The following is a 20,626-nucleotide window of genomic DNA, read 5'->3' as shown; positions in this document are numbered from 1 at the left end:
TGAGATCGGGCGAACATGGCGACGGAAATCCTGAAACTTGCAGCATTCTCAGACGGCGACCAGGGAGGCAATCCAGCCGGCGTCTGGATCGGCGATGCTTTGCCGGACGATGCGGCGATGCAAGCCATTGCTGCAGAAGTCGGGTTCTCGGAAACCGTGTTTGCCATGCCAACCGGCGACGGCTGGCGTGCGCGTTATTTTTCGCCTGAAACCGAAGTGCCGTTTTGCGGCCATGCGACCATTGCCTTGGGCGCTGCGTTGGCGGCGGCGCATGGCGATGGCTTGTTTCATCTTGCCTTGAACCAAGCACGGATTACCGTTGAGGGCCAGCGCCGAGGCGAATTGATCGCTGCGGCATTGCAATCACCGCCGACCTGTAGCGAACCCGTGGACCCGTCATTGTTGCAAGATGCGTTGGCCCTGTTCGGCTATACCCAGGACGACTTGAACCAGGAAATTTCCCCCGCCATCGCCAATGGCGGCGCCAGGCACCTGGTGCTGGCGTTGAATCACAGAGACAAGCTGCGTGCAATGCGCTATCAGCTTGGGCAGGGCAAGCGCTTGATGAATGCTGCCGGCCTGGTGACCATTGTCTTGGCGTTCGCAGAGACTCCCCGGTTATTTCATACCCGTAATCCGTTTGCATCCGGCGGCGTGTACGAAGACCCGGCCACCGGTGCGGCGACAGCGGCGCTGGCGGGTTATTTGCGCGATATCGCGTGGCCGCATGGCGGTGCGATTGAGTTGATCCAGGGAGAAGACATGGGCTGCCGTTCGCGCCTGCGTGCGGAAATATCGCCGGTTATCGGCAGTTCGATTCGCGTTTCAGGTACGGCCAGATTCATGGCGGTTTAATCGCGTATATGGAAGGACGTCCTGTGTCAGCTAGCCAGGAAAGGAGTTTTCCGGAGATCTGGCCGGAGCCTTGGCTTAGGTAGTGCAGGCATTATTAGCGTATTCTTCGGTGCTGGAAGTGGCTGGACATCTTCCAGATATTGAATTGATCCCGGTTCATCCGATTCACTGATTCTTCGGCATTTGGAGTTAGGCGCATGGCGATTCCCGCACATCCTTCCCTGGTGGTTTATCTCGGCATTGCCGCGCTGGTAGTCTGGCGCCTGTATTCGCGCGTGCGGCGCATGGTCGGACGCCAGAAAATGTCGCATACGCGAACCTGGATCCGCATCGCGTTTTTCAGTTTGCTGATCGTGGCGCTGCTGCTTGCTTCCGCTGTGCACCCCATGCATGCCGCGGCGCTGCTCGGTGGCGCAGTGGCCGGCGCGGCGCTGGGCTGGTATGGCATCAGGCTGACCAGGTTCGAGCAGACGCCGGAGGGTTTGTTTTATACCCCGAGCCTACACCTGGGTATAGCGCTGTCTGGGTTGTTCATCGGCCGCCTCATCTATCGCGGCGTGCTGCTTTATTCGGCATCGTCTGTGGCGCCGGATGCTTTTCCATCGGCGGAGTTTGCGGGTAGTCCTCTGACCTTGCTGATCTTCGGCATCCTGGCCGGCTACTACGTCGTCTACGCGATCGGTTTGCTGCTGTGGCGGCGTCGCGTCGGAACTGCCGGCCCGGAAATGCGTTAATAGCCTTTTCGGCAAGATGCTCCTTGGGTTATCCTGTGCGCTGCTGCGGTCCTGATGACCCGGCCGTCCACCAAGCGAAAGGAAATCCCTTGCCTGTCTCCAAGCCTCTATTCAATACTCTGCGCCGTAGCGCATCCGCCTTGCTGCTTGGCGCAGCGCTGAGCAGCGCCGCCGCCGCGCCGGCGGCGGACAAGCATTGCCTGAGCGATTGCAAGCCGCGCATCGGCATCGTCTCTGCGTTCGGCGCCGAAGCCGATATCCTGCTGGAACAGACGCAAAAAAAGCGCGACTGGAAAATCAACGGCAACCGCTTCACGACCGGTGAGCTGCGCGGTAATCCGGTGGTGATCGTGCTGAGCGGGGTCAGCGTGGTGAACGCGACCATGGTGACGCAGCTGATGATGGATCATTTCCATGTCGAGCGTCTGCTGATGAGCGGCATCGCCGGCGGCGTCAATCCCGCCAATCACGTCGGCGATGTGATCGTGCCGGAAAGCTGGGCGATGCCGATGGAAGTCTATTGGAATGGCGATGGCGGCTTGCCCGCGCCATGCGGCACCGCCGGCGATGTCGGTTGCCTGGGCATCAGGCTGGCGACGGACAACGGCAAGCAGCGTCCGGATTTCAAGATCGATACGCCGCAGGGGCCGGTCAGCAGCGGTCTCTTCATGCGAGAGAATTTCGTGATGAGTGCCGCTAATGCACCGCAAGGCGAGTTCCGCTTCGAGTTCCAGGCCGATGCCGAGATGCTGGCGCTGGCGCGTACCTTGAAACCGGCGCTGGCCAAGTGCGGACCCAGGAATCCGGCGCTGTGCGTTAGCGTCCAGCCGGAACTACGGGTCGGCGGTCGTGGGGTTTCTGGCACCGCATTCCTGGCCAATCCCGGCTATCGCACTTATCTCTACGATAATTTGCAAGCGCAGGTGGTGGATATGGAAACCGCCGCTTTCGCCCAGGTGGCGTATGCCAACCGCGTGCCGTTCATTGCCTTCCGCAGCTTGTCGGACCTAGCCGGCGGCAACGATTTCAAGGATGTCGGCGCTTTCTTTGGCAGCGGCTTGGCGGAGACCAACGAGGCGAATGTGACGCTGGCTTTCTTGGAAGCGTGGCGACGCCGCACTCGGCGCTAATCGGAGATTTTACCGGCGCGCCTCCACACTGCTCGGCGGCATTACTTCAGGGACGCCAGTTTCTGTTCCAGGGCCTTGGCGTCTAGTGCGCTGCCGGTTCGGCTACCATCGGAAAAGTACACCGTGGGTGTGCCGACGATGCGCAGCTTCTTGCCCAAGGCCAGTACTTTATCGTTTGGCGTAGGGCAAGCCGCTGTCGCCGCTGCCGCCGGTTTGCCGTTGACCATCCATTCGTTCCAGGCTTTGCTGCGATCCGCCGCGCACCAGATATCGCGCGACTTCACTGCAGAATCGTCGGACAGGATATTCAGCAGGAAGGTGTAGACCGTTACGTTGTCGATATCTTGCAGAGTCTTGTGCAGGTTCTTGCAGTAAGGGCAGTTCGGGTCTTCGAATATCGCCATGACGCGCTTGCCGTTACCCTTGACTGTCTTGATCGCGTCATCGAGCGGCAAATCGGTGAAATTGATCGCCGCCAGCTGATCCACTCTTTCCTTCGTCAAGTCCTTGTAGGTGCGGGTGTCGATGACTTTGCCTACTACGATGTAGTCGGCGTTTTCATCGGTATAGAAAATGTCGCCGTTGGTGCGGACTTCGTATAGTCCGGCATACGGGGTTTTGACCACGGAATCGACCTTGATGTTGGCGCCCATGCGTGGTTCTATCAGTTTCTTGACACGTGCTTCTTGCGCCGTTTCAGCCCAGGCTGCGGTGGTCGCCAGGCTGCATAGCAAGATCAGCGCGCTTTTGGTCCGGTTCATTACGACTCCATTTGAAAAGTGATAAATGTCAGGCTGAACAGCCTGGTTCTGCGCCGTGCATCAGATTCTCTTCTTTATTTTCGATTCGGACAGGTCGGCTCCCGGGACTGTCTGCTGTTTATCGGCCGGCGCGGCATAACGGACGGCCAGTTTCCAATCGCCTTCAACCTGCTTCCAGGTGTCGACCACAAATATCTGCCTGGCGATCGGACCGCTTGCCGGAACCTCGAGAGACCACAGGAAGCTGACCACCATCAGATTGCCATATTCATGCACCGCCATCTGCTGCACCTCGGATGCGAACGGCGTCTGCTTTTGCAATGCGGCGATCGATTCGGCGCGTGGGGTCGGGCGGCCGGGAGCGCCGGCGGTGCGCAATTCATAATCATCGGCCAGGCGTTTTTCTACGACGCCGCTGTTACGCTGTTGTATGGCGTCATTCAGTTCATTTTCCAGCGTGCTGAAAATCTGCACGGTGCGGGTTACAGTCGGGATGGTTCTGGTAGCTGCGGGAGCCGGCGTGGAAGCCGTCGCCGGGGTTTGCTGCGCGAGGCTGAACACAGGGACAGCCAGCAGTAGCGCGAGCAGAAGGAGATTTTTTTTCATGGCGATGGATCCGGACAATTAACGCACGAGGAAGATCACGGTGACATTCCGCCACTGAGCGCTCAGCGGCGGAACTTCATGTTACATCACGCGGTTCTTTTCATTAAGGATAGTGCTGGGCGCAAGCCTGTGCCGGCAGCAGGGTCCAGTTTTGCTGGATCAGGTACTTCATGGTGCCGATGGTCTGGTTGTAAGCCGCACCGTTGGAAGCCGTTGAAGTGGCGCCGAAATTCCAGGCACATTTGTCGCCGTTCTCCATGCCGTTGGATAGCGCATACCAAGCGTTGCCATCCGGGTCGGTGGTGGTTTCTTCCATTTCGTGCGACAGGATGCTGGCCATTGCGTCGGCGCCGGGCGTATTGTTCGGGCTCGGCGTGCTGGCTCCGCAAGACGAAGCACATTGCGTTTCAGGATTGCCGATGAAGGCGTACTTGATGTCCTGGCCGTTGATCGATGCATTGGTATGCCAGCCGCAATACTGGGTGCAGAAGCCCGAAGTCGCGGTGGTGTTCTTGTCGGTCAGCACGAAGTAGATGCCGTTTGCATCCAGCGGCAGGGCGCCGGCAGTGATCTGGTTGGAAACGATGCTCTGGATGTTGGCGTCGGACAGTCTTGTGCCAAGGGAGCCGCTGTCGGTGGCGCTGGCGGCGTAGTTGACGACGTTCTGCACATGCGTGCCGGCCTTGTTGGTATAGGTGGTATTGATGTTGAAATAAGGCGAACCGCCGATATGCGTACCGAGATTGGTCAACACGTTTTTCGAGGCGGCGTCCCAGCTGCCGTACCAGATGTAGTAGACGTTTTTCGGTCCGGTCATGACCGGACCGCCCTGGTCGGTCAGGTTGCCGCTGCGTTGCGCGCGCAGGGTGGCAGCTTTTTGCGCGTGGCTTTGCACGTCCAGGTCCAGTTCGCCCCAGCCCTTGCCGGTCGGTTTGTAAACCGAGTCGCTGCTTTCTTTGACTGCCCCCGCTAGCGCGACGCTTGCGTATGCACAGGACAACGCCAGCACAACTAATTTGCGATTCAATTTCATTGCATCTCTCCGTGGTTGATGTGAATTGATATAGCCGGAGTTCCGATCGGGAACCTCCGGTCACCGCATCTGCAGCGGAACTGCCGGCCGCTGCAGAATCGACGCACTGCAGATCGCCATGTGTGATGGCGAAACGGCAGATGCGTCTAAGACAACCCGGACGTTTGTGCACAACGCCAGGGTTGAAATTCGATAAAACGGGAAAATGAATGGATTGCCGGACAGGGTTCAGGCGGCGTTAGCGCGCCTTACCGCTTTGTCCTCTCAATTGATTAGCGGCGAAGCGGTGGAGCGAGCAGTCCTGATGCGGCTTGGAAGGCGAACGGCTGGAAGCGAATGAAGCTGAGCATCATATTATTCCTCCTGTTGTACTGCCATGTGCCGGCATTGCGTTGATGGCGCATGCCACATCATTTATTTGATGGCGGGGTTGACCATGGGAAACGAGTGTACTCTCCAGTTTTTGCAAGCCGCAACACATTTCAACTATTTCCATGTGGCAAGTTGTAACAAGATGTTACGTTCGGAACGTATTGCGCCGGCGTGTCACCGGAAACAGCATTGTGCAAAAAAAATGACAGCCGCAGCTGTCATTCCTTGGGTAAGCCCGGTCAGGGCTGCCGCATTTACTTGAACATCAGGCGGATCGAATCCCAGGCGCGGCCGAAGATGGTGGCCTGGCCCACATTCTCCAGCGCTACCACCGGGAACTCGGCAATCGTCTTGCCGTCGGCGTTGACCTTGACTGTGCCAACCTTGGCGTTTTGCTGGATCGGTGCGATCAGCGGGTCGGTGCGCTCCAGCACCGGCTTGATCTTGTCGGCGATACCCTTCGGTACGGTCACGTAGACGTCATGCGTGAAGCCGATCTTGACCAGGCTCTTGGCGCCTTTCCAGACTTGCGGCGTGTCGATAGGCTGGTCCTTGGCGTACAGCTTGACTGCGTCAAAGTTCTGGTAACCCCAGTTCAGCAGCTTTTGCGCTTCCTGGGTACGGGTGCCGTCGGAGTTGGTGCCGATCACGACTGCCAGCAAACGGCGGTCGCCACCTGCGTTCGGGCGCTTGGCGCTGGCGATGATGGAGTAGCCGGCGCTGCTGGTGTGGCCGGTCTTCATGCCGTCGACGGTCGGGTCGCTCCACAGCAGGCGGTTGCGGTTAGGCTGGGTGATCTTGTTGTAAGTGTATTTTTTGGTCGAGTCGATTTTGTAGAACTCGGGGAAGTCGACAATCACGTGTGCCGCCAAGATCGACAGGTCGCGCGCGGTGGAATAAGTGTCGGCGCTAGGCAAGCCATGCGGATTGCCGAAATGCGTGTTCTTCATGCCCATGCGCTCGGCTTCGTGGTTCATCAGCGCGACGAAGGAGTCTTCGGTGCCGGCCACCGCTTCGGCCAGCGCTACCGCAGCGTCGTTACCCGATACCACCATCAGGCCGTACAACAGGTCGTTGACCGAAACCGGCGTGGCTGGGTCGATAAACATTTTCGAGCTGCTCGGGTCGACCTTCCAGGCGCGCACCGAGACGGTGACCATCTGGTCGAGGGTAATCTTCTTGTCCTTGAGGGCGTCGAAAACCACATAAGCGGTCATGATCTTGGCCAGCGAAGCCGGCTCGATGCGCAAATCCGGATCTTGCGATGCAATCACCTGATTGCTGGTGGTGTCCAGCAGCAGCCATGATTTGGCAGCCACTGTCGGCGACGGCAGGGTCTGCGCAAAGGCAACGGATATGGAGAAGACAGTTGCAGCGAGCGCCGCGAATATTTTTTTCATGGAATATCTAGTAATGAAATCAGGGCCGACAAAACTGCATCGATGGTGATAAAGAGCAATTTTATTGGCGTGAATGGGTTGAAAAAATGCGTAAGCGGAGGCGGTGAGCAAACAGCCGCAAACAAACGTGCCGACAGAATTATAGCGCTACCGCCGGGCTGGTCGACTTAACAATAATTCAAGTTGCCTGAATTGCGTTGAAATCGCTCGCTTTCAGCGGTGCCACATTTCGACCATGAGATTCTTTATATGTTGCAGTCGCCGATGAAAAAAATGATCGGCGCCGGGAATCACGATCACCGGGATGTCTTGCGGGCGCGCCCATTCAAATACCGAAGTCAGCGGAATGGTCTCGTCCAGTTCGCCGTGGATCAGGATGCTGTTGGCCGGCACGGCCGGCAACGGCCACTTGCCGGCGGCGGTGCCGACCAGCACCAGCCGTTCGGCCGGCGTATTGGATGCGATCAGGCGTTGCTGCAATTGCGACTGCACGAAGGTGCCGAAGGAAAAACCGCCGAGCGCCAGCGGCAGCTCCGGATATTGCTGGCGCATATGGGCCAGCAGCAGCGCCATGTCGTCGGTCTCGCCGCGGCCTTCGTCATGCACCCCTTCGGATTTGCCGACGCCGCGGAAATTCATGCGCACCGTGACATAGCCGAGTGTCAGGAAACCGCGCGCCAGCGTATGCACCACCTTGTTGTCCATGGTGCCGCCGAACAGCGGATGGGGATGGGCCACCAGCGCCAGTCCGCGCGGTACAGGGAATGTTTCAGGGTCAGGCAGGTCTAGTGCACATTCAAGCCGGCCGGCGGCGCCGGCGATGAAGAAGGGTAGGGTCTGGGCGTTCATTGGATCAATTCAGGCTGGTGATGACGGCATGCATGTTCGGTATCGGGTATTGCGCAAGGCGTTAAATCTTGAGGCGTTCGACGATCTTGCCGCCGACGATATGGACGTCGATGATTTCGTCGATATCTTCATTGTCGACATAGGTATACCAGACGCCTTGCGGATAAATCACCAGCGCCGGTCCTTCTTCGCAGCGCTCGAGACAGCCGGCCTTGTTGATGCGGACTTTGCCGTCGCCGGCCAGGCCGAGCTGCTTGATGCGCTTTTTTGCATGTTCCTGGGCCACCTGGGCGCCGCTGTTGGCGCAACACACCCGCTCGCCCGGGGCGCGCTGGTTGAGGCAGAAGAAGACGTGATGCTCGTAGAAAGGTTTATCGCTCATGACTGAATGCTGGAATGGTTGGCTGCGTTGTTCAAGCAGGAATATAGGCAGGAATCATACACCTGCACCGGTTTTGTTTCAGTGCGGCCGGCGAGGTGCAGCCGGCCAGCTGTGGCCGCTATCTGGAATCCCGCAGCTGTTTGCCGGCGCGCCGTTTGTGCATCGGATGAAACAGGAACCACAGCGTGCAAAACGGCCATAGCAAGGCCAGGAATTGGGCGACCCCGTTAAAGTTCAGGAACTTGCCCTGGGTCCAGGTCTGCACGGTTTCCACATAATACGGATTGTCCGGCATCACATTCACCAGCAGCAGCGTGATGATCAAGGTCAGCGCCGCCAGCCGCCGTTGCGCCAGTTGCGGCGCATAGGCCAGCCCGCTCAGCATCAGGCCGCCAATCAGCAGGCCGCCGAACGAGCCGGGGGTGAGCCAGACCAGGGCGTTATCCGGTGCAAACAGCAGCGCCGTCGCCAGCGTCTTGACCATCAGCGTGACGAACAGCAGCAACAAACTCAGCGGCAGCTTCGGCGCCTGCTGGCGCAGCAGGATCAGGAAGGTGAGGGCGGCGCCTGTGAGGCCGCAAGAGGTGATGATGGTTTCGGTCAGCCAGTACTGGTCGGCGCTGAACTGGAAATCACTGGTGATCCAGCCTTGCAGGTCGACTGGCTGTTCCAGCAGGTCCGACAGCCAGCCGGACAGCATCGAGGTCACCTGGCCGAAGCCGAACAGATGGCTGAGCGGATAGATCTGCGCCAGCGGCCACAGGGCCACCACCACCATGCCCTGGCTGGCTTCGCGATTGAACCAGCGCTCGCGCAGCTGCAGCAGGCGGCTGTCCGGCCCGAAGCGCGGCCGCAGGATGGCGCCCAGCACTGCGCCGAGCAGGGCGCCGGCGCTGTTGGTCATCAAGTCCAGATTGGACGCGACCCGGGTCGGCAGGAAGGTTTGCACCGCTTCCATGCTGCCGGAAATCAGGATCCCGGCCAGTGTCGCCAGCAGCACCGCCCAGTAGGGCGACCAGCGGCGCGAGCGCGGCAAGGACAGCACCATCAGCATGCCTAGCGGCAGGTAGCCGGCGACATTGGTCCAGACATCGAACACGGTCCAGTAGTGCGGCAACGGCGCAGTCAGGTAGGCAAAGGCGGTCAGCCCCAGATCGCGCCAGCCGGCGAACGGATACCAGCTGGCATAGATGATCAGCAGCAGATAGATCAGAAGACTGACGCGTGCGAATGATGATGCCGCAGAGGAGCGGGGGGGCGCGGGCTCCTGTCCCGGTTTTTCCTGCATTATTTTTTCGGCGCCGCTGTCGCCAGCCAGTTCATCATGTCGCTGATCACGGCGTCGTTGGCGCTGACAAAAGCACGCGCGGCGCCGGCGGCGTCTGCGCTGGGGGTGGCTGCCTGGCTGCTGAAATTCTTTTGCGCCAGCAGCACGCGGCCGTTGAACAGCGAAGCCCGTACTTGCAGCGTCGCCACGCTGTGCGACGGCGTATCGAAGGTTTGCGTGTAGTCATCCAGGTCGATCCGCAGCACGGGAATGTTGAGCGCGGCATCCGACAACGCCAGCACCGTGCCGCCTGCCTGCGCCAGGCGCGATTTCAGGCGCTGCTGGAACAGCTGTGCCGGCGGCATGGTCCAGCGGCTGCTGGCGTACGGCCTTGGCTGCTGGTCGTTGGCGTAGGCCAGGCGGTAGAACATCATGTTGCTATCCAGCCAGGCCGGGGAATTGACGTCGGCCAGACTGACCGGCGGCAGGGCTGCGGTTGCTGTCGCTGCCTTCGCAGCGGAGCTCGGCAGCAAGCCGAGATCGTACTGGGTTGGCGCGTCAACCTTGCTGGCGCAACCGGCAACCAGGACAATCGCGGCGCAGGCTGACAGTATTCTTGGTATGGTCATGGCTTACCTTCAGGTGGTTATTTAGCCGGCGCGACAAAGCCTGCTTCTCCGGGGCCGGGCGGCAGCGGCTTGCTGCCAAACAGAATGCTTTGCGGCTGCTGGTTGAAATTATCCAGGGTCTGGTTCAGCGCCCGCATCGAGCCGCGGGCATCATTGGTCAGCGTGTTGAAGCGCGGCAGCGTATCGTACTCGACGCCATTGGCGACTGCACCGATGTTCTGCACCGCGCCGGTCAGGTTGGTCACGGCGCCGTCCGGTCCTTGCAGGCTGTTGGTCAGGCTGTTCAGGTTCTTGCTGAGCACGCTCATGTTGTTGGACAACGCCGTAATCGAGGTCAGCGCCTGGTTCAGTTCACCGGTCAGGGCCGGCAGCTGACGCAAGGTCGGTTCCAGTTTCTGAGGAATGTCGCGGTAGGCATTGGCGGTATCGCTGACGTCGCTGAAGGCCTTCACCATGGTCTTCTGGTTTTCCGGGTCCAGCAGGTTGTTCAGCTTGTTGATCATGTCTTCGGCGCGCGCCAGGATCACGGCGCCCTTGCTTTGCAGGTTGTCGAACAGGCTGGGGCGCAACTCGATACGCGCCAGCTCCTGCTTGCTGCTGGCCAGTTTGACCGGCTTGCTGCCATCGTCATCCAGCTGGATGTAGGCTATCCCCGTCACGCCTTGGTAACCGAGAGTGGCGAAGGTCGATTGCGTGACCGGCGTGTCGGGATTGATCTTGATCTTGATCAGGATCTGGCCGGGAAACTTGGGATCGAAGGTGATTGAGTCGACCTTGCCGGCGTCCAGGCCGCGATAGCGTACGTCGGCTTGCGGGTTGAGGCCCGGCACCGACAGCTTGGTGGCGATTTCATAGGGCACCCGTTCCACCCGGTCGCTGTTGAACCACATGACGCCGATGATCGCGGCGATCAGCAAGACCACCGTGAACAGGCCGGCGATCAGGGCATGTGCTTTGTTTTCCATAAGATTCCTATCTACGCAGCGAGGCGCTTAGCCGCAAGTCTCATGCTCGTAACGATTAGCCGTGAGAAAAAATGTTTCAATGAACGGATGGCGCACTTTCATCACGCGCTCCGGAGTGTCGTAAGCGATGACGTGCTTGTCCGCCAGCACCGCAATCTTGGTCGACAACGCCAGTAGCGGTTCCAGGTCGTGGGTGATCATCACCACCGTCAGATGCATGTCCTTGTGCAGCGAACGGATCAGCTCGATAAAGGCGGCCGAGGACGCGGGGTCGAGGCCGGCGGTCGGCTCGTCCAGGAACAGCAATTCCGGTTCCAGCGATAGCGCCCGCGCCAGCGCCACCCGTTTGATCATGCCGCCCGACAGGTCGGACGGCATCTTCAAAGCATGCTCGGGGCCGATGCCGGCCATTTGCAGCTTGAGCAAGGCGGCGTCGCGAATCAGTTTGTCCGGCAACGCGCGCAGCTCGCGCATCGGCAGGGCGACGTTATCCAGCACCGTCAGCGCCGAGAACAGCGCGCCTTGCTGGAACAGCATGCCCCAGCGGTTTTGCAAGGCATACATCTGATCGACATCGGCCTGGCTGATATCTGTGCCGAACACGCTCACACGGCCTTTGGTGGGCCGGTTCAGGCCGAGTATTTGCCGCACCAGCGTGGTCTTGCCGGAACCGGAGCCGCCCACCAGGCCGACGATTTCACCGGCGGCGATGCTGAGGTCCAGATCCTGGTGGATTACTACCGGACCGAACTGGGTCCATAGCTTGTCGATCTCGATGATCGGTTGCGGATTTTGCGGATTACTGGCCATCAGAACCCCACGCCGCTGAAAATGATCGCAAATATGGCATCGGCGACGATCACGATGGTGATGGCGCTGACCACCGAGGTGGTGGTGCCGTGGCCCAGGCTTTCGGTGTTGGGTTCGATGCGCAGGCCGAAATAGCAGGCCACCATCGCGATCAGGCCGCCGAATACCGCGCCTTTGCCAAGGCCGATCAGGTAATTCGGCAGCGGCACGGCGTTCGGCAATTGTTGCAGGAAATAGGCCGGCGATAAACCCAGTTGCAATTGCGCCGCCACCATCCCGCCCAGCAAGGCAATCGCATCGGTCCAGATGACCAGCAAGGGCATCGCCACCAGCAGCGCCAGCACGCGCGGCAGGATCAGCCGGAAACCGTGCGGCAGCCCCATCACCAGCATCGCATCCAGTTCTTCGGTGACGCGCATCACGCCCAGCTGGGCGGTAATCGCCGAGCCGGAGCGGCCGGCCACCAGGATCGCCGCCAGCAGCGGTCCCAGCTCGCGGATGATGCTCATGCCGAGGATGTTGACCAGGTAGATATCGCCGCCGAAAGTGTGCAATTGCTGCGCCGACAAGAACGACAGCACGACGCCGATCAGGAAGCCGACCAGCGCCGTGATGCCCAGGGCCTGATAGCCGACGTGATAAATATTCGCGGAAATCTCTTTCCAGGGCGCGCGATGCGGCTGTTGCAGCATGCGCATGAAATCCAGCATCAGCTGTCCCAGCAAAGTGACAAAGCCGGACATGTGGCCGAAAATCTCGCTGCCGATGTCGTAGATGGCGTTGAACAGACGCCGCCGCGGCGGCTTGGGCGGCAGTTCCAGGTCGCCGGCATCCGCCAGGCGTTGGAAGAAGTCGCGGTGCTGCGGCGCCACGGTCAGTTGCTGCGGCCGCTGCTTGCCCCAGGCATTCCACAATAACTGGGCGCCGATATGGTCCAGCGTGCCGATCGCCGACAAATCCCAGCGCAGCTTGTCCGACTGGCTGGCGAAATTTCTCAGCTTGGCCTGGATTGCCTGGATCACGCCCGGTTGCGTCAGGGCGTGCACCTGCCAGTTGCCGCGCGCGGCGACCAGGCTGCCATCGGAGATGTCGAGGACGGGCGTAGTGGAATCGGGATTCGGCATCGCACCAGTTTAAGGGAGAATTGCTGCCAGCACTATTGCAGTAGTGATAAAACTTGTAGGTAAAGTGTAATAGGATGCATGATTTGTCGATTATGAAATAGAAATCTACGCCGGTGACGGGCGATCCCGTGGTTTTCCATGGCTGTGCGCCGCATTTCGCTGCAACTCCCGCTACAATGCGCGGCATGACTGCACAAACTATTGCACCAACTCATATTCCGGGCCAATTGTCGAGCCATCTGTCGGCCGCGCGCATTGCTGCCCTTGCCGGCCATCACGCCGAGCATTGCCTGATTGAAGTGGTGGCCGAGACCGGTTCCACCAATGCCGACTTGCTGGCGCGGGCCGTGATCGCCGCTGGCCGGGGCGGCCTGACGGCGCCGACCTTGCTGGTGGCGGAAACCCAGACTGCAGGCCGTGGCCGCGCCGGCCGCGCGTGGCTGACTGCGCCATCGGCGGCGCTGACATTTTCGCTGGCCTGGCCGTTTGCCGCGCCCTTGCACGCTTTGGTCGGCTTGCCGCTGGCGGTGGGCGTGACCATCGCCGAAACCCTGGCCGATTTCGGCGTGGATGTGCAGTTGAAATGGCCGAACGATGTCTTGCAAAACGGCCGCAAGCTGGCCGGCATCCTGATCGAAACCGCGACCGCCGCCGACCAGCAGGTGTGGGCGGTGATCGGCATCGGCATCAACCTGAGCGTACCGGAACAGTTACAACAGCAAATCGGTCAGCGCGCCGCTAGTCTGCCGACGCCCGCCGCGCAGGATCGCGATCTGTTGCTGGGCTCGTTATTGAGCGCGCTGGCGCGAAACATGCGGCAATTCGAAAGCCAAGGTCTGTCTGTCTTCGTCGAGCGCTGGAACCGGCTGCACGCCTTCGCCGGCCAGCAGGTCTCAATCCTGGACCAAGGCAAAGTGCTGCACGAAGGCCGCGCGCTTGGCATCGACCAGATCGGCCGCTTGATGCTGCAGCTGGACGGCAGCGCCAGCCCGATCGCCATCATGGCCGGCGATATTTCCTTACGCCCGAAGGAAAGCTGAGCCATGGCGATACTATTGATCGATGTCGGCAATACACGCATCAAATGGGCGCTGGCGCCTTTGCCAATTACCGGCCAGCTGGCCGGTAATTGGCTGGACAGCGGCTCGGCGGCGCTGTCGGAATTGTCTGTGCTGAGCGAGCGCTGGCGCAAACTGAGAGTGTCGCGCATCCTGGTTTCCAATGTCGCCGGCGAACATACGCAGGAGCGCTTGCAGACCATGCTGGAGATCGTGTTCGGCGCCGGTTTGCGGCCCCAGTGGTTCGCCTCGTTGCCGCAGCTGGCGGGGTTGCGCAATGGCTATCGCGATCCGGCACAACTCGGCTGCGACCGTTTTGCCGCCGCGCTGGGTGCGCAACGGCTGTTTCCGCAAGAAGCCTTGCTGGTCGCCACCTGCGGTACGGCGACCACCTTAGATGTGGTCAGCGCCGATGGCGTGTTCAGCGGCGGCATGATCTTGCCGGGGCTGGGCCTGATGGCGACCTCGCTGGCGCGCAGCACCGCGCAATTGCCGCACATTACCGATCACGTACAGGTGGGCGAACTGTTTGCAGACAACACGGATGACGCTATCATCAGCGGCTGCATCAATGCGCAGGTGGGCGCTATCGAACGGGCGTTTGCGCTGCTGGGCCGGCAATTCGAAGGTGCGCGCATACGCTGCGTGGTGGCGGGCGGGTCGGCGACGCTGATTGCACCTTACCTGTCCATCCAGCATGAAACAGTTGATAATCTGGTATTAATTGGTCTACAAACCGCGGCGGCGACGATCTAAACTATGTTGAAACTCATCTTTTGGCTGCTGTTACTGGCGAATGCTGCTTTGTTTGCCATGGAAAAAGGCTATCTCGGCGCGCTCTATAGCGATGGTCGGGAGCCGACCCGCATCAGTAAGCAGTTGCAGGCGGATAAAATCAAACTGGCCGCGAGTGAAGCCGGCTCTGCCTCGACGACAGCTCCCGCTGCCGCAGAAGCGTCCGCTGCTACCGCTGCGAGCACGCCGTCGACGGCTGATTTGGCGCCGGTCGCCTGCACCGAAATCGGCAATTTCAGCGCCTCCGAAGCGCGCCGCTTCTCCAGCCAGCTGGCGGAACGTACGCCGGCGCTAAAATTTGTCCGCCGGGAAATCCAGGAAGTCGCCAGCCATATGGTGTATCTGCCTTCGCTCGGCAGCAAGGACGCGGCCGACAAGAAAGCGGATGAAGTGCGCCGCCTTGGCATCAATGATTTTTTCGTGATCCAGGATTCCAGCCCGCTGCGCTACGGCATTTCGCTCGGCATTTTCAAGACCGACGAGGCGGCGCAAAAGCAGGTCGCCAACCTGGCCAAGCGCGGCCTGAGCGGCGCCAAGGTCGGCACCCGCAGCATCAGCTCCAGCAAGGTGGCGTTCCAGCTGCGCGACATGGGTGGCGACGCCAAACTGGCGTTTGACAAGATCAAGACGGATTTTCCTACCCAGGAAGTACGCAGCTGCCCTTAAGCCGGCGCCCCGGGTTTGGACGCGGCGGCTGTCTGTTCCTGCTCCAGCAGGCGTTGCAGGCAGGTCGGGCAATAACATTGCGCCGACGCTGCCAGACTGGCGCTGGCCAGCGGCGGCAGCCGGCTGCACCAGCAAGGCTGAGCCGGATGCAGGGCTGCGCCGCAAAAAAACTGTTCCTGGCAAACGGGGCATTGCGCCATTCTGGCTATCCTGTGAGTGGTTGGCTAGCGGCCATGAAACAGCCAGCTTCGGACCTCATGATAACCATCATGCCGGCTGTGGTATATCCACGCAACAACCGCAACACATCACACGCTTGTCACACCTAAGCAAGCGCATTTCCATGTAAAATCTCGCTGATCCATCGCGCAGCGATTTTTAACTCCCCCGAGTTGCAGTCTTTGCACCCTTTTACTTTCTTCTGACAAGCTGTCTCAGGTCCCAGCCTCCGCCACGGATCGTTGGCCGCCGGTATCCGACCGGGCCGCGATTTCCCCTCAGGCAGCCGCTCAGAAATCTCTTGTAGGACTGTTCATGGCCGATTTGACCAACGATCTTGCCAACGTTGCCCCAGGAATCAAAGCTGAAATTCTGGCCGAGGCGTTACCTTACATCCGTCAATTCCACGGGAAAACCATTGTCGTCAAATACGGCGGCAATGCCATGACCGAAGAGCGCCTGAAGCACGGCTTCGCGCGCGACGTGATCTTGTTGAAACTGGTGGGCATGAACCCGGTGGTGGTGCATGGCGGCGGCCCGCAAATCGACAACGCGCTGAAGAAAATCGGCAAGCAGGGCACTTTCGTGCAAGGCATGCGGATCACCGACGAAGAAACCATGGAAGTGGTGGAGTGGGTGCTGGGCGGCGAAGTGCAGCAGGACATCGTGATGCTGATCAACCACTACGGCGGCCAGGCAGTCGGCCTGACCGGCAAGGACGGCGGCTTGATCCGCGCTCGCAAATACCGCATGCCGGACCGCGAAAATCCGGGCGAATTCCTCGATATCGGCTTTGTCGGCGAGATCGAAGCCATCAATCCGGCGGTGGTCAAGGCCCTGCAGGATGACGCTTTCATCCCGATCATTTCGCCGATCGGCTTTGGCGCCGATGGCCAGGCTTACAACATCAACGCCGACGTGGTGGCAGGCAAGATCGCTGAAATACTGCACGCGGAAAAGCTGATCATGATGACCAATATTGCTGGTGTGCAAGATAAGCAAGGCAATCTGGTGACCGATTTGTCAGCACGTGAAATCGACGAAATGTTCAAGGACGGCACCATCTCCGGTGGCATGCTGCCGAAGATTTCGTCGGCCCTGGATGCAGCCAAGTCGGGCGTGAATACCGTGCACATCATCGATGGCCGGATCGAGCACTCGTTGTTGCTGGAAGTGTTGACCGAACAGGCGTTCGGCACCATGATCCGCTCGCACTGACCAGCGGCAAGCTGGAAGCAGAAAAGCGCAAGGCTCAGGCCCTGCGCTTTTTTTACGCCTGGGCCGGGACCAGCAAGGCCAGGTGTTCCGGCTCCAGGTAGCACCACTCTCCCAGCTCCAGCTCCAGCGCGTCCAGCGTCAGGGCGCCGATAGCGGTGCGGCGCAAGGCGGTGCAATGATTGCCGGCGGCGACCAGCATGCGCTTGACCTGATGGTATTTGCCCTGCTCCAGTACTATTTCGATGTCATGCGGGCTCAGGATGCGGCAGCTGATGGCCGCCAGGGTTTGCGGCTCATCATGCAATTTCACGCCGGCCAGCAGGCTTTGCACCAGTTCTTCGGTCACCGCTTCATGCGTGGTGGCGACATACAGCTTAGGCACATGCCGTTTCGGCGACGACTGGGCGTGGATGAAAGCACCATCGTCCGACATCAACAGCAAGCCGGTGGTATCGTGATCGAGCCGTCCCACCGGCTGCACATCGCGCCAGCTGAACTGTTCCGGCAAGATGCTCAGCACCCCGGGATGATGGCTGGGTTTGCGCGAGCACTCGATATCGGCGGGTTTGTTGAGCACAATGTAGACGTGTTCGCGATAAGTCCATTCCTCTTCGAACAGGGTGAACACCAGGCCGTCGGTATCCGGCACGGATTTGTAATCGGTCACGACTGCGCCGTTGATGGCGACTTCGCCGTCTTCAATTAACTTACGGCAATATTTACGGCTGCCGAAGCCCTGCGATTGCAGGATCCGGTCTAAGGTCAGTTTAGGCATGGCGGGAATGTAGCAGAACGACAGGCGGACGGAAAGGGGGCATGGTCCATGCTGTCAGATCAAATAGATAACAAATACGATAAATGACCAGATTACTCTTTGTTTGCAGCCGTAACCAATGGCGCAGCCCCACGGGCGAGCAGGTATGGCGACGCCAGCCGGGGATCCAGGCCCGTTCGGCAGGCACCAGCCCGAACGCGCGCAAGAAAATCAGCGCCGCCGATATCGCCTGGGCCGATCTGATCTTTGTGATGGAAAACAAGCACAAAAGCCGCATCCTGGCCGAGTTCGGGCGGCTGCTTGAAAACAAAAAGATCCATGTACTGGATATTCCCGATGAATACCAGTACATGGATCCGGAGCTGGTCGAGCAGCTGACTGATGCTGTTGCTTATGTGCTTGCAAACAACGACCCCGGACAGGAGTAGTTGCCTGTTCGAAAATTACGCCAGCTTGGCAGCGTTCAACTTGGCATACGCTTCTAGCAAACGCTGGTGCATCTCACAGCCTTCCAGGTTCAGGCCCGGCGCATTCAAGCCGAAGAAACGCTGTTCGCGGTTCAGCAGGGCTTTTGCCTGTTGCAAGGTGGCGGCGCCATACAGGTGCTGCAGCGAATCGGCATAGGCAGCCGCATCGCCCAGGCCGACCAGGCTTTCGATGCAGCGGTACACCAGTTGGCGCTCGGCGCTGATCTGGTTGAAATGGCGGATCCAGTCGCAGCCTTCGCGCATCGCGTCGAGATCGCCGATGGCCAGCGCCAGCAGGGTTTTCAACTCGCCCACGCGTAGTTCTTTCCACAGCGAGCCGACGTCGGCGGCGAGGCCGATCAGGGCAGCTACCGGGCGCTGGTCTGCCAGGCCCAGTTCATTCAATGTTTCCAGCAAATCGGCGCATTCATCGTCGTCCAGGTCCGACAGGAACAGGATCGGTTCGCGGATATCGTTGCCGACGCTGCTGTTGTCCCATTCCAGGTCTTCCGCCGGATAGATCTCGGACATGCCCGGCACCAGAATGCGGCAGGCGTACACGCCCAGGTGGCTGAAATCGGCGATGTAGATGTCGTGGCCGGTGGCGTGGATGGCGGCGACCGACCAGGCATAGTCTTCGGCGGTGGTGTTGCTGAAGTTCCAGTCGCTGAATGCAAAGTCGGGCGCCGCGCGCAGGAAATTCCAGCTGACGATGCCGCTGGAATCGACGAAGTGGATTTCCAGGTTTTGCGAGTGGGCGATTTCTTCCAGGTCGAAGCCTGGCTCAGGGAAGCCGTCCAATGCATCCAGCGCGCGGCCTTGCAGCAGTTCGGTCAGCGCGCGTTCCAGGGCGATCTCGAAACGCGGATGGGCGCCGAAACTGGAGAAGCAGCCCTGGTCGCGCGGGTTGAGCAAGGTCACGTTCATGACCGGGTACTTGCCGTCCAGCGACGCATCCTTGACCAGGATGCCGAAACCGGCGGCGCGCAAGTCGCGGATGCCGGCGGCGATGCGCGGATAGCGGGCGATGACTTCTTCCGGCACATCCGGCAGGCACAGGCCTTCCTTGATGATGCGGAACTTGACGTCGCGCTCGAAGATTTCCGACAACGCCTGGGTGCGTGCTTCGGCGGCGGTGTTACCGGCCGACATGCCGTTGCTGACATACAGGTTGCCGATGATATTGACCGGGAACCAGACCGTGGCGCCGTCGCGTTCGCGCACGTAAGGAATCGCGCAGATGCCGCGCTCTTCATTGCCCGAGTTGTAATCGACCAGGGTAGTGGCGTCGACCGTGCCTTCCGGGTTGTAGAGTTTTTGCAGTTCCGGCGTCAGCAGGCCGTCCGGCCAGCTTTCATTGTCGTCGTTGAGCTTGAACCATTTTTCACGCGGGTAATGGACGAATTCGGCATTGGCGGTTTTTTCGCCGAGGTAATAATGGGTCCAGAAATAGTTGCAGGACAGCCGTTCGAAGTATTCGCCCAGGGCGCTGGCGCGCGAGGCTTGTTCCGTTGCGCCTTTGCCGTTGGTGAACAGCAGCGGGCAGTCGCGGTCGCGGATATGCACCGACCAGACGCCATCGATCGGGTTCAGCCAGGAGCGTTCTTCGATATGAAAACCGAGTTTTTCCAGCTTGGATTGCATCGAACTGATGGACGATTCGAGCGAGGCATCTTTGCCCGCGATAAAGTGTTCGGTTGCCATGTGGAGTCCTGGAGGGAGAGTGAGACAGACAGAGGCAGGATGGAAAAGTGGTTGTGGCGGCAATTACACCTGCTCAACAACCGACAACCATTAGCATTGCGGAATGGCGCGATGATACCTTGTGCCGTCGTTCACAACCACCTTGGCGAAGAATTACTCCTGAACGGCGAGGTGCCGGTAACACTCGACGCAATGGTCATTCACCATGCCGATCGCCTGCATGTAAGCGTAAATGATGGTGGAGCCGACGAATTTGAAGCCGCGCTTGGCCAGATCCTTGGAAATCCGGTCCGATAAGGGCGTCTTGGCAGGGTTGCCGCCAAGTAACGTCCATTGATTCTGGATCGGCTGGCCATCGACGAAGGCCCACAAATAAGCATCGAGACCACCCAGTTCGGCCTGCAGCTTCAGATAGGCTTGTGCATTGGTGATGGTGGCCGCGACTTTCAGGCGGTTGCGGACGATGCCGGCGTCGGCCAGCAGCGACGCCACCTTGTCCTGGTCGTAACGGGCGATCTTCTTGGCGTTCCAGCCATCGAAGGCGCGCCAGTAATTCTCGCGCTTGTTGAGGATGGTTTCCCAGCTGAGGCCGGCTTGCGCGCCTTCCAGGTTGAGCATCTCGAACAGGCGCACCTCGTCGTGGCAGGGCTGGCCCCATTCTTCGTCGTGATAGGCAAGATAACGCGGGTTGGCGGGATTGGCCCAGGTGCAACGGGTAATGGAGACGGAAGCGGAGTCGGTCATGGCGAGCAAGCGGGGGAAACGGCGGCGTTTCCCGGAAGTTGAGTTACGCACATGCTACCGCAC

Annotated in this window: 23 protein-coding genes; 8 read left to right on the top strand and 15 right to left on the bottom strand. The window is 59.8% G+C overall.

Annotated features, from left to right (window positions below):
• Nucleotides 1-15 precede the first annotated feature (15 nt).
• From ABI171_RS04250 to ABI171_RS04240, 3 genes are all read left to right on the top strand, one after another.
• The gene (locus ABI171_RS04250) at nt 16-855 is read left to right on the top strand and encodes a PhzF family phenazine biosynthesis protein (protein ID WP_348091359.1); all 840 of its coding nucleotides are present in this window, start codon (nt 16-18) and stop codon (nt 853-855) included.
• Nucleotides 856-1,052: 197 nt separating this feature from the next.
• Entirely contained in the window at nt 1,053-1,589 is a 537-nt protein-coding gene (locus ABI171_RS04245; RefSeq protein ID WP_348091358.1) for a hypothetical protein, read from the top strand.
• An 89-nt stretch (nt 1,590-1,678) separates the two neighbouring features.
• The gene (locus ABI171_RS04240; RefSeq protein ID WP_348091357.1) at nt 1,679-2,719 is read left to right on the top strand and encodes a 5'-methylthioadenosine/S-adenosylhomocysteine nucleosidase; all 1,041 of its coding nucleotides are present in this window, start codon (nt 1,679-1,681) and stop codon (nt 2,717-2,719) included.
• A 41-nt stretch (nt 2,720-2,760) separates the two neighbouring features.
• On the opposite strand, the gene ABI171_RS04235 is transcribed toward ABI171_RS04240, so the two are convergent.
• From ABI171_RS04235 to ABI171_RS04185, 11 genes are all read right to left on the bottom strand, one after another.
• Nucleotides 2,761-3,480, bottom strand: a complete 720-nt coding sequence (locus ABI171_RS04235; RefSeq protein ID WP_348091356.1) for a DsbC family protein — start codon at nt 3,478-3,480, stop codon at nt 2,761-2,763.
• Nucleotides 3,481-3,540: 60 nt separating this feature from the next.
• Nucleotides 3,541-4,086, bottom strand: coding sequence for a nuclear transport factor 2 family protein (locus tag ABI171_RS04230; protein ID WP_348091355.1), 546 nt, complete (start codon nt 4,084-4,086; stop codon nt 3,541-3,543).
• A gap of 103 nt (nt 4,087-4,189) precedes the next feature.
• Nucleotides 4,190-5,119, bottom strand: a complete 930-nt coding sequence (locus ABI171_RS04225; RefSeq protein WP_348091354.1) for a hypothetical protein — start codon at nt 5,117-5,119, stop codon at nt 4,190-4,192.
• Nucleotides 5,120-5,745: 626 nt separating this feature from the next.
• Nucleotides 5,746-6,891, bottom strand: a complete 1,146-nt coding sequence (locus ABI171_RS04220; protein WP_348091353.1) for a D-alanyl-D-alanine carboxypeptidase family protein — start codon at nt 6,889-6,891, stop codon at nt 5,746-5,748.
• Between the two features lie 213 nt (nt 6,892-7,104).
• Nucleotides 7,105-7,740, bottom strand: a complete 636-nt coding sequence (locus tag ABI171_RS04215; RefSeq protein WP_348091352.1) for an alpha/beta hydrolase — start codon at nt 7,738-7,740, stop codon at nt 7,105-7,107.
• 61 nt (nt 7,741-7,801) lie between these two features.
• Complete coding sequence (locus tag ABI171_RS04210; RefSeq protein ID WP_348091351.1) at nt 7,802-8,122, bottom strand: NAD(P)H-dependent oxidoreductase subunit E; 321 nt, start codon at nt 8,120-8,122, stop codon at nt 7,802-7,804.
• A 118-nt stretch (nt 8,123-8,240) separates the two neighbouring features.
• A complete protein-coding gene (locus ABI171_RS04205; protein ID WP_348091350.1) occupies nt 8,241-9,410 on the bottom strand; it encodes a VanZ family protein in 1,170 nt (389 codons plus the stop codon).
• Entirely contained in the window at nt 9,410-10,018 is a 609-nt protein-coding gene (locus tag ABI171_RS04200; protein ID WP_348091349.1) for an ABC-type transport auxiliary lipoprotein family protein, read from the bottom strand. Before ABI171_RS04200 ends, ABI171_RS04205 begins: the two co-directional genes overlap by 1 nt.
• Nucleotides 10,019-10,035: 17 nt before the next feature.
• Complete coding sequence (locus tag ABI171_RS04195; protein WP_348091348.1) at nt 10,036-10,983, bottom strand: MlaD family protein; 948 nt, start codon at nt 10,981-10,983, stop codon at nt 10,036-10,038.
• Between the two features lie 27 nt (nt 10,984-11,010).
• Nucleotides 11,011-11,793 carry an ATP-binding cassette domain-containing protein gene (locus tag ABI171_RS04190; RefSeq protein ID WP_348091347.1) on the bottom strand — a complete coding sequence of 261 codons (783 nt, stop codon included), beginning with the start codon at nt 11,791-11,793 and terminating at the stop codon, nt 11,011-11,013.
• Nucleotides 11,793-12,917 (bottom strand): ABC transporter permease, encoded by a 1,125-nt coding sequence (locus ABI171_RS04185; RefSeq protein ID WP_348091346.1) that lies wholly within the window; start codon nt 12,915-12,917, stop codon nt 11,793-11,795. Before ABI171_RS04185 ends, ABI171_RS04190 begins: the two co-directional genes overlap by 1 nt.
• Nucleotides 12,918-13,102: 185 nt before the next feature.
• Here ABI171_RS04185 and ABI171_RS04180 point away from each other — a divergent pair, with 185 nt between their 5' ends.
• Genes ABI171_RS04180 through ABI171_RS04170 form a run of 3 tightly spaced genes read left to right on the top strand, consistent with a single transcriptional unit; the run spans nt 13,103 to nt 15,436 of the window.
• Nucleotides 13,103-13,957: a biotin--[acetyl-CoA-carboxylase] ligase gene (locus ABI171_RS04180; protein ID WP_348091345.1), complete on the top strand. Its 855-nt coding sequence runs from the start codon at nt 13,103-13,105 to the stop codon at nt 13,955-13,957.
• Nucleotides 13,958-13,960: 3 nt separating this feature from the next.
• Nucleotides 13,961-14,731 carry a type III pantothenate kinase gene (locus tag ABI171_RS04175; protein WP_348091344.1) on the top strand — a complete coding sequence of 257 codons (771 nt, stop codon included), beginning with the start codon at nt 13,961-13,963 and terminating at the stop codon, nt 14,729-14,731.
• 3 nt (nt 14,732-14,734) lie between these two features.
• Nucleotides 14,735-15,436: an SPOR domain-containing protein gene (locus ABI171_RS04170; RefSeq protein WP_348091343.1), complete on the top strand. Its 702-nt coding sequence runs from the start codon at nt 14,735-14,737 to the stop codon at nt 15,434-15,436.
• Here ABI171_RS04170 and ABI171_RS04165 read toward each other — a convergent pair.
• Nucleotides 15,433-15,636: a cysteine-rich CWC family protein gene (locus ABI171_RS04165; RefSeq protein ID WP_348091342.1), complete on the bottom strand. Its 204-nt coding sequence runs from the start codon at nt 15,634-15,636 to the stop codon at nt 15,433-15,435. The genes ABI171_RS04170 and ABI171_RS04165 overlap by 4 nt on opposite strands.
• Nucleotides 15,637-15,970: 334 nt before the next feature.
• Here ABI171_RS04165 and argB point away from each other — a divergent pair, with 334 nt between their 5' ends.
• The gene (gene argB / locus ABI171_RS04160) at nt 15,971-16,873 is read left to right on the top strand and encodes an acetylglutamate kinase (protein ID WP_098494503.1); all 903 of its coding nucleotides are present in this window, start codon (nt 15,971-15,973) and stop codon (nt 16,871-16,873) included.
• A gap of 52 nt (nt 16,874-16,925) precedes the next feature.
• Here argB and ABI171_RS04155 read toward each other — a convergent pair whose 3' ends face one another.
• On the bottom strand, nt 16,926-17,648 hold the full coding sequence (locus ABI171_RS04155; RefSeq protein ID WP_348091341.1) for a pseudouridine synthase: 723 nt from the start codon (nt 17,646-17,648) through the stop codon (nt 16,926-16,928).
• An 83-nt stretch (nt 17,649-17,731) separates the two neighbouring features.
• Between ABI171_RS04155 and ABI171_RS04150 the strand changes: the two genes are divergently transcribed.
• On the top strand, nt 17,732-18,076 hold the full coding sequence (locus tag ABI171_RS04150; RefSeq protein ID WP_348091340.1) for a phosphotyrosine protein phosphatase: 345 nt from the start codon (nt 17,732-17,734) through the stop codon (nt 18,074-18,076).
• Between the two features lie 15 nt (nt 18,077-18,091).
• On the opposite strand, the gene ycaO is transcribed toward ABI171_RS04150, so the two are convergent.
• Both ycaO and ABI171_RS04140 read right to left on the bottom strand, forming a co-directional pair.
• Nucleotides 18,092-19,819 (bottom strand): 30S ribosomal protein S12 methylthiotransferase accessory factor YcaO, encoded by a 1,728-nt coding sequence (gene ycaO / locus ABI171_RS04145; RefSeq protein WP_348091339.1) that lies wholly within the window; start codon nt 19,817-19,819, stop codon nt 18,092-18,094.
• A gap of 153 nt (nt 19,820-19,972) precedes the next feature.
• Nucleotides 19,973-20,563, bottom strand: a complete 591-nt coding sequence (locus ABI171_RS04140; protein ID WP_348091338.1) for a DNA-3-methyladenine glycosylase I — start codon at nt 20,561-20,563, stop codon at nt 19,973-19,975.
• Between the last annotated feature and the right edge of the window lie 63 nt (nt 20,564-20,626).

Source organism: Collimonas sp., from assembly GCF_039923675.1.
In the GTDB taxonomy this organism is placed as follows: domain Bacteria; phylum Pseudomonadota; class Gammaproteobacteria; order Burkholderiales; family Burkholderiaceae_D; genus Collimonas.
Note: the sequence above shows the minus strand (reverse complement) of the source record. Positions and strands in the feature narration are given on the sequence as shown.